This window comes from Pseudomonas baetica (assembly GCF_051216495.1).
Taxonomy (GTDB): domain Bacteria; phylum Pseudomonadota; class Gammaproteobacteria; order Pseudomonadales; family Pseudomonadaceae; genus Aquipseudomonas; species Aquipseudomonas baetica_B.
The window spans coordinates 1-5,370 of sequence record NZ_JBPKAM010000198.1 but is presented as its reverse complement, the minus strand read 5'-3'; the positions used below and the strand labels follow the sequence as shown (position 1 = coordinate 5,370).

Genomic DNA, 5,370 nt, shown 5'->3' with positions numbered 1-5,370 from the left:
GAGGCGGTTGGGAAGTAGGTCCAAATGTGTGGGGGGGGGGGTCGAACCCTGGCAAAAAGCGACTCCACACCAAGGGGGGTGTGGAAAACGCGAAGGGCAGGTGGGGGAAACACCCCTCCCCCCGAAGGCGGTCTTGAGGTCGCACTGATCTCCCAGGGCGTTCGCATTTCGCGAACGCCCGTTGCCAACTGAAGGTTGGATTCCATTCCCCATCGTCCTCTAGCCTTGGCCCCATATTCCAAGAACAAGAGGTACCCCGCGATGACTGCCCCCTTGAGTGCAATCAAAGTGATCGAAATCGGCACGCTGATCGCTGCGCCATTCGCCGCGCGCATGCTGGCCGAGTTCGGCGCCGAGGTGATCAAGATCGAAGCCATGGGGCAGGGTGATCCCCTGCGTAAATGGCGCAAGCTGCATGAAGGCACCTCGCTGTGGTGGTACCTGCAATCGCGCAACAAGAAATCCCTGGCCCTGAACCTCAAATCCCCTGAAGGCATCGACCTGGTCAAGCAATTGGCAACCAGCGCCGACGTGCTGATCGAAAACCTGCGCCCCGGCGCCCTGGAAAAACTCGGCCTGGGCTGGGACGTGCTGCACGCCCTCAACCCCAACCTGACCCTGGTGCGGATTTCCGGTTATGGCCAGACCGGCCCGTACCGTGATCGCCCGGGTTTCGGCGCCATCGGCGAGGCCATGGGCGGCATCCGCTATACCACCGGCACCCCCGGCTCGCCGCCGGCGCGGGTGGGCGTCAGCCTTGGCGATTCGCTGGCGTCGTTGCACGCGGTGATCGGTGCGCTGATGTCACTGCTGCGGGTCAAGACCGGGCAGGGCGTGGGGCAAATCGTTGATGTGTCACTGGCCGAAAGCGTGTTCAACGTCATGGAAAGCCTGGTGCCGGAGTACGACATGCTTGGTCATGTGCGCGAACGCAGTGGCGGTGCCTTGCCGGGTATCGCGCCTTCGAACACCTACCTCACGGCCGATGGCGCTTATGTGGTCATTGCCGGTAACAGCGATCCGATCTACCGTCGTCTGATGAACACCATCGGCCGGCCGGATCTGGCCGAAGCCCCGGCGTTCGCCCATAACGACGGGCGTGCAGCCCAGAGCAATCTGCTCGATGCGGCGATCACCCACTGGACCAGCAGCCTGCCGATCATTGAAGTGTTGGCGGCGCTGGAAGCCGCCGAAGTCCCGGCCGGGCGTATCTATTCGGTGGCCGACATTGTTGCCGACCCGCACTATCAGGCACGGGACATGCTGCTCAACGCCGAGCTGCCGGGCGGCGCCACGGTGAAGATGCCAGGTATCGTACCGAAACTCTCGGAAACCCCCGGTGGCGTGAACTGGTCCGGCCCGGGACTGGGGCAGCACACCGACGGCATCCTCGCGCAGCTTGGTCTGACGCTGGCCGACATCGAACGTCTGAAAGTCGAAGGAGTGGTGCAATGATCACTGATTACTCAGATAGCCTGATTGTTCAGGAGGTCTCCCCCCGTGACGGCTTGCAGATCGAGCCCACCTGGGTCGAGACCGTCGACAAGATCGCCCTGATCGATCAATTGTCGCTGGCCGGTTTCAGCCGTATCGAAGCCGGCTCGTTCGTGTCGCCCAAGGCCATTCCGGCGTTGCGCGATGGCGAGTCGGTGTTCAAGGGCATCACCCGCCAGCCGGGGGTGATCTACGTTGCGTTGATCCCCAACCTCAAGGGCGCGCAACGGGCGCTGGCTTGCCATGCCGATGAACTGAATCTGGTGATGTCGGCCAGTCAAACCCACAACCTGGCGAACATGCGCATGCGCTGTGAAGACTCGCTGGCTGCATTCGGCGAAATCGTGCAGTTCGTGCAGGGCTCGCAGGTGCGACTCAACGCCAGCATCGCCACCACGTTTGGTTGCCCGTTCGAAGGCCGGATCGATGAAGACCGCGTGTTGCAGATCGTCGAGGCTTACCAGGAACTCGGCATCCAGGGCATCACCCTGGCCGACACCACCGGCATGGCCAATCCGCGTCAGGTCGACCGCCTGGTGCGGCGGGTCCTGCAGCGCGTTTCGCCAGCGGACCTGACCCTGCATTTCCACAACACCCGCGGCCTTGGCCTGTGCAATGTGCTGGCGGCCTACGAGGCTGGTGCCCGACGCTTCGACGCGGCCCTCGGCGGGCTCGGCGGTTGTCCGTTCGCTCCGGGGGCTTCGGGCAACATCTGCACCGAAGACCTGGTCAACCTGTGCGATGAAGTTGGCATCCATACCGGCATCGATCTGCCGCTGTTGTTGAAGTTGTCCCGAGGACTGCCAGCGCTGCTTGGCCATGAAGTGCCCGGCCAACTGGTCAAGGCCGGACGTAATTGCGACCTGCACCCGGTGCCGTCCTGACCGAACAAGTTTCCCCTGTGGGAGCGAGCCTGCTCGCGAATTCCAGCGGCCAACTGCATTTATCTGTCTGCAACCCGATAGTCCGGGCTGCGATTTCGGCCCGGAATGAAGTATTGTTGTGCCCATCCAGAAAAACGTCAGAAGCCTTGTACCGTTTCGGCGGTTGTTAAGTGATAGAGGGTGTCATGGGTAACGAAAGCATCAATTGGGACAAGCTGGGTTTTGACTACATCAAGACCGACAAGCGCTATCTGTCGTACTTTCGCAATGGCGAGTGGGACAAAGGCACCCTGACCGAAGATAACGTGCTGCACATCAGCGAAGGCTCCACTGCCCTTCACTATGGCCAGCAATGCTTCGAAGGCTTGAAGGCCTACCGCTGCAAGGACGGTTCGATCAACCTGTTCCGCCCGGACCAGAATGCCGCACGCATGCAGCGCAGCTGCGCCCGCCTGCTGATGCCGCACGTGTCCACCGAACAGTTCATCGAAGCGTGCAAAGAAGTGGTCCGCGCCAACGAGCGCTTCATCCCGCCTTACGGCACCGGCGGTGCGCTGTACCTGCGTCCGTTCGTGATCGGCGTGGGTGACAACATCGGCGTGCGTACCGCTCCCGAGTTCATCTTCTCGGTGTTTGCGATCCCGGTCGGCGCCTATTTCAAAGGTGGTTTGACCCCGCACAACTTCCTGATTTCCACCTACGACCGCGCCGCGCCACAAGGCACCGGTGCCGCCAAGGTGGGTGGCAACTATGCCGCCAGCCTGATGCCGGGTTCCCAGGCCAAGAAAGCGCACTTCGCCGACGCGATCTACCTGGATCCGTTGACCCACAAGAAAATCGAGGAAGTCGGCTCGGCCAACTTCTTCGGGATTACCCATGACAACAAGTTCGTGACCCCGAACTCGCCGTCGGTCCTGCCGGGCATCACCCGCCTGTCGCTGATCGAGCTGGCGAAAACCCGTCTGGGCCTGGAAGTGGTCGAAGGCGACGTGTTCATCGACAAGCTGTCGGACTTCAAGGAAGCCGGCGCCTGCGGTACTGCTGCGGTGATCACCCCGATCGGCGGCATCAGCTACAACGATCACCTGCACGTGTTCCACAGCGAAACCGAAGTCGGCCCGATCACCCAGAAGCTCTACAAAGAGCTGACCGGTGTGCAGACCGGCGACATCGAAGCGCCAGCCGGCTGGATCGTCAAGGTTTGACCTGACGCCTGCCCGTAAACGAAAAATCGCCGCCCTCATTCGAAGGCGGCGATTTTTTTTGTCTGGTCGAAAGGCTGATCTAGTCGAGTTGACCCACACGCTCCGGATCCGGCCAGAACAAGGCGGCCTGACCACAAGGCGCGCCCTGCTCATCAAGCAGCCTCCAGACACTGCCCTGATGAATCATGAACGCCTCGCCCTGGCGATCTACCCGATAGCCGCTGTAGCCATGGGCAATGCCCTTGGCCGTCACCTGCTCCAGCAAGGTTTGGCGCATGTCCCGGTCCAGTGGCGATGCACTGAAACGCGATGGCATGCCGATGAACTGCTCGCGTGGGTATTTGAAGCTGGCCAGCGCCTGCTCATTGGCATAGTAGAAAAGCGGATCCGCCTGAGTGCCATGGGCCAGCAAGGCATACGGGGCGTGGACATGCAGCCAGGTCAGGCGCTCGTCTTCGCCCAAGGAGTCCGGCGCGGGCAAACGGGTGCCAGTCCAGTGTCGATAAGCGGCGTCCAGTTGCCGAACCATTTCCTTGAATTCACTGAGCGACGACATGGGTTTGCTTCCAGAACAACGCGATGGCTGCGACGCTACTGAAAATCCACCCTGAAAAACAGCCCCAGAAGACACCATATTGCTCTTTGTAGGAGCGAGCCCTGCTCGCGATGGTCGTTAACGATAACGCGTAACACCAGATACCCAACGGTGCATTTGGTTTTTTCGCGAGCAGAGCTCGCTCCTACAGCCCCCTGTCATTAAGACCAAATAGAGTCTTAATGACTAAATTAGAATGAAGTCAAAATAACCAGAACCAACATGGAACGCCCGTACTTAAAGGCCCATGACATTGGCCTGCTTTTTGGTAAGTGAACAGCGAAAGCTCACATAACCAAAAAGGAATCGCGTGCATGAACAACACTTTTCAAGATCGCCTGGCTGTTGTCACCGGCGCCAGCTCCGGCATTGGCCTGGCCGTTACCGAACGATTGCTGGGCCAAGGTGCCCGCGTCCTGGCGATGTCGCGCCAGCTCGGTGGCCTCGGTGAATTGGCGGAGCGCTTCACGACCCAACTCTCGTGGGTCGCCGGTGACGTCACCCAACCGGCCGACCTGGCGCGATTGGCAAAACAAGCTGCGACGATGGGCCCCGTGAGCTACCTGGTGCCGAATGCGGGCATCGCGGAACTGGCCGATGGCCTCGATCTGGCGGCGTTCGACCGGCAATGGGCGGTCAACGGTGCCGGTGCGCTGAACACCCTGGCCAGCCTGCGCGGGCAACTGGCGGCGAACGCTTCGGTGGTGTTTATCGGCACCTTCCTGGCACAAGTGACCTTTCCGGGCCTGGCCGCTTACATCGCGTCCAAGGCCGCATTGATCCACCATGCCCGCACCCTGGCAGTGGAGCTGGCGCCCCACGGCATTCGCATCAACACCGTCTCCCCCGGCCCGACCGCTACGCCAATCTGGTCAACCCTGGGCCTGAAGAACGAGGAGTTGAATGCAGTGGCCGAAACGGTCAAACAGCGCTTGCTGGACGGTCAGTTCCTGGAACCGGGGGCCGTCGCCGACGTGATCCTGTTCCAGCTCGGCAATGGCGCTCGTAACGTCATCGGGCAGGACTGGGTGGTTGATAGCGGTTATACGCTGCGCTAATAGAGCAAAAGATCGCAGCGCCTACCGTTCACTCGATCCATGTAGGAGCTGCCGCAGGCTGCGATCTTTTTCTGTTTAAAGGCAAAACCAAAAAACCGCAGCCTGCGGCCCTCCTACACGGGTGCGGTGTTCCG

At 60.9% G+C, this 5,370-nt stretch carries 5 protein-coding genes; 4 read left to right on the top strand and 1 reads right to left on the bottom strand.

What is annotated here, in order from left to right; all coding sequences use genetic code 11:
- The first annotated feature begins 261 nt into the window (after positions 1-261).
- The 3 genes from ACSFE6_RS30895 (at position 262) to ACSFE6_RS30885 (ending at position 3,583) form a co-directional block, all read left to right on the top strand.
- Positions 262-1,455: a CaiB/BaiF CoA transferase family protein gene (locus tag ACSFE6_RS30895; RefSeq protein ID WP_435431165.1), complete on the top strand. Its 1,194-nt coding sequence runs from the start codon at positions 262-264 to the stop codon at positions 1,453-1,455.
- Positions 1,452-2,378 (top strand): hydroxymethylglutaryl-CoA lyase, encoded by a 927-nt coding sequence (locus ACSFE6_RS30890; RefSeq protein WP_435431164.1) that lies wholly within the window; start codon positions 1,452-1,454, stop codon positions 2,376-2,378. The genes ACSFE6_RS30895 and ACSFE6_RS30890 overlap by 4 nt, the downstream gene beginning before the upstream one ends.
- A 185-nt stretch (positions 2,379-2,563) precedes the next feature.
- A complete protein-coding gene (locus tag ACSFE6_RS30885) occupies positions 2,564-3,583 on the top strand; it encodes a branched-chain amino acid aminotransferase (protein ID WP_435431163.1) in 1,020 nt (339 codons plus the stop codon).
- Between the two features lie 79 nt (positions 3,584-3,662).
- On the opposite strand, the gene ACSFE6_RS30880 is transcribed toward ACSFE6_RS30885, so the two are convergent.
- Entirely contained in the window at positions 3,663-4,139 is a 477-nt protein-coding gene (locus ACSFE6_RS30880; protein ID WP_435431162.1) for an MEKHLA domain-containing protein, read from the bottom strand.
- A 353-nt stretch (positions 4,140-4,492) separates the two neighbouring features.
- Here ACSFE6_RS30880 and ACSFE6_RS30875 point away from each other — a divergent pair, with 353 nt between their 5' ends.
- Positions 4,493-5,236, top strand: coding sequence for an SDR family NAD(P)-dependent oxidoreductase (locus ACSFE6_RS30875; protein ID WP_435431161.1), 744 nt, complete (start codon positions 4,493-4,495; stop codon positions 5,234-5,236).
- Positions 5,237-5,370 lie beyond the last annotated feature (134 nt).

Coding starts and splice junctions, on each gene's coding strand:
- ACSFE6_RS30895 (WP_435431165.1), top strand. CDS start 262: ATGACTGCCCCCTTGAGTGCAATCAAAGTGATCGAAATCGGCACGCTG.
- ACSFE6_RS30890 (WP_435431164.1), top strand. CDS start 1,452: ATGATCACTGATTACTCAGATAGCCTGATTGTTCAGGAGGTCTCCCCC.
- ACSFE6_RS30885 (WP_435431163.1), top strand. CDS start 2,564: ATGGGTAACGAAAGCATCAATTGGGACAAGCTGGGTTTTGACTACATC.
- ACSFE6_RS30880 (WP_435431162.1), bottom strand. CDS start 4,139: ATGTCGTCGCTCAGTGAATTCAAGGAAATGGTTCGGCAACTGGACGCC.
- ACSFE6_RS30875 (WP_435431161.1), top strand. CDS start 4,493: ATGAACAACACTTTTCAAGATCGCCTGGCTGTTGTCACCGGCGCCAGC.